The organism is Streptomyces sp. SBT349, from assembly GCF_001083795.1.
Taxonomy (GTDB): Bacteria; Actinomycetota; Actinomycetes; order Streptomycetales; family Streptomycetaceae; genus Streptomyces.
The window spans coordinates 1-2,133 of the sequence record NZ_LAVK01000602.1; the positions used below are offsets into that span (position 1 = coordinate 1).

Here is a 2,133-nt window from a genome sequence, read left to right on the forward strand (position 1 = left end):
GGCATGGGCGGCAGCGGCGGGGTGGGGGGGGGGGACGAGGGCGAGGAGGGGGACGCTGCCATGGCTCAGATCCGGTATCCCGCGCCCGGCACGGTGGTGATCACCGGTGGGTCGCCCAGCTTGCGGCGCAGCGTCATCACGGTGACCCGGACGACGTTGGTGAAGGGGTCCGTGTTCTCGTCCCAGGCCTTCTCCAGCAGCTGCTCCGCCGAGACCACCGCGCCCGCGCTGCGCATCAGCACGTCCAGCACCGCGAACTCCTTGGGCGCCAGGTGGACCTGGCGCCCGTCCCGGTGGACCTCCCTGCGGTTCGGGTCCAGGGTGATGCCCGAGCGCTCCATGACGGGCGGCAGCGGCGGGGTGGCCCTGCGGCCCAGGGCGCGCACCCGGGCGATCAGCTCGCTGAAGGCGAACGGCTTGGGCAGATAGTCGTCGGCCCCGATCTCCAGACCCTCGACGCGGTCGCTGATGTCCCCCGAGGCGGTGAGCATGAGCACCCGCGTGGGCTTCCCGCACTCCACGATGTGGCGGCAGACGTCGTCGCCGTGCACCAGCGGCAGGTCCCGGTCCAGGACGACCACGTCGTAGTCGTTGAGATCGACGCGCTCGGTGGCCGCGGCGCCGTCGTAGACCACGTCCACCGCCATGGCCTGCCGCCGCAGCCCGGTGGCCACGGCGTCCGCGAGCAACTGCTCGTCCTCGACGACGAGTACGCGCACGTCCCTGTCCTTCTCTCGTGGGGTCGGGGGGAAGGTCGTTGGCGGGGGCGGCCGGCCGCCCCCGGACCCATCCTGCACCGCCCCCCTGTAAACCACCGGTAAGGGCCGGAAGCGGGGCCCGGCCACGATTTTTGGTTCTCTTGAGGTTTCCCCCCGCCGCGCATCGGGGAGGAGCCACACACACCCCGCGACCACCCCCTTGAAGGCGGTAAGCCGTCCCCGCGCTGCCGACCCGTTCAGGGGTCCGCTGTGGCCGCACCCACCCCGGCACCCCCCAGTGCCGCGATCGAAGACGAGGGGGCGCACCTTGGACGCGTTCACCGCTGGCATCCTTAAGCGAATCGAAAGCACCGAGTCCGATCTGCACCGCGCTCGTGAGGCCGGAGATGTGTTCACGATGGATGTGGAGCAGGCCGAGCTGGACGACCTGCGCCGACTCGCGGCGGAGCACGGCGTGCACGTCGGCTAGGTACGTCTGACACCTCGACAGGGCGCCCCCGTGAACCGGGGGCGCCCTGTCGTGTCCCGGCCCCGGCCGGGCCCCGTTCAGTCGTGCCAGGCGCCCCACTCGTCCAGGAGGGGCTGGAGCACCGCGAAGACGCCGGGGGTCGCGGCGACGGTGAGGTCGCCGTCCGGGCGGTGCCCCGGCCGCCCGCCCGTCAGCGCGCCCGCCTCGCGGGCGATGAGGTCCCCGGCCGCCAGGTCCCAGGGGGCGAGCCCGCGCTCGTAGTAGCCGTCGAGCCGCCCGCCCGCCACGTCGCACAGGTCCACGGCGGCCGACCCCGAACGGCGGATGTCCCGCACCTGAGGAATCAGCCGGGCCGCCAGAGCGGCCTGGGCGGCGCGGACCGTGGCCACGTAGTTGAACCCGGTGCCGATCAGCGCCTGGTCCAGCGGGGGCGAGGGGCGGGGGCGCAGCGGCTCGGGCTCGGCGCCCTCCCGCAGCCGCCAGGCGCCGCCACCCCGCACCGCGCGGTAGGTCTCGCCGCGCATGGGCGCGGCCACCACGGCCGCGACCACCTCGCCGTCCACCTCCGCCCCGATGGAGACCGCCCACTGGGGCAGCCCGTAGAGGTAGTTGACCGTGCCGTCCAGCGGGTCGATGATCCAGCGCACGCCGCCGGTGCCGCCGCTCACGCCGCCCTCCTCCCCCAGGAACCCGTCCTCGGGGCGCCGTTCCGCGAGGAAGCCGGTGATCAGCTTCTCGGCGGCCAGGTCCATCTCGGTGACGATGTCGATGGGGCTCGACTTGGTGGCCGCGACGCCCAGGTCGGCCGGGCGGCCGTCGCGCAGCAGGGCGCCGGCCCGGCCGGCGGCCTCCTCGGCGAGATCGAGCAGCTCTCCCGCGAGCTCCGCGGTGGGACGGTCGGACACGGTGGTGCTCCTTGCTGTGGACGCCGTGGGGCCGTGGGGC

At 74.0% G+C, this 2,133-nt stretch carries 3 protein-coding genes; 1 reads left to right on the forward strand and 2 read right to left on the reverse strand.

Translation table 11 applies throughout. From position 1 onward, the window contains the following. Window positions 1-65: 65 nt before the first annotated feature. A complete protein-coding gene (locus tag ADY01_RS35080) occupies window positions 66-719 on the reverse strand; it encodes a response regulator transcription factor (RefSeq protein WP_049580886.1) in 654 nt (217 codons plus the stop codon). A gap of 307 nt (window positions 720-1,026) precedes the next feature. On the opposite strand from ADY01_RS35080, the gene ADY01_RS40105 reads away from it, so the two are divergent. Beyond that, a complete protein-coding gene (locus ADY01_RS40105) occupies window positions 1,027-1,188 on the forward strand; it encodes a hypothetical protein (RefSeq protein WP_181727297.1) in 162 nt (53 codons plus the stop codon). A 77-nt stretch (window positions 1,189-1,265) separates the two neighbouring features. On the opposite strand, the gene ADY01_RS35085 is transcribed toward ADY01_RS40105, so the two are convergent. Next, entirely contained in the window at window positions 1,266-2,093 is an 828-nt protein-coding gene (locus ADY01_RS35085; protein ID WP_049580887.1) for an inositol monophosphatase family protein, read from the reverse strand. Between the last annotated feature and the right edge of the window lie 40 nt (window positions 2,094-2,133).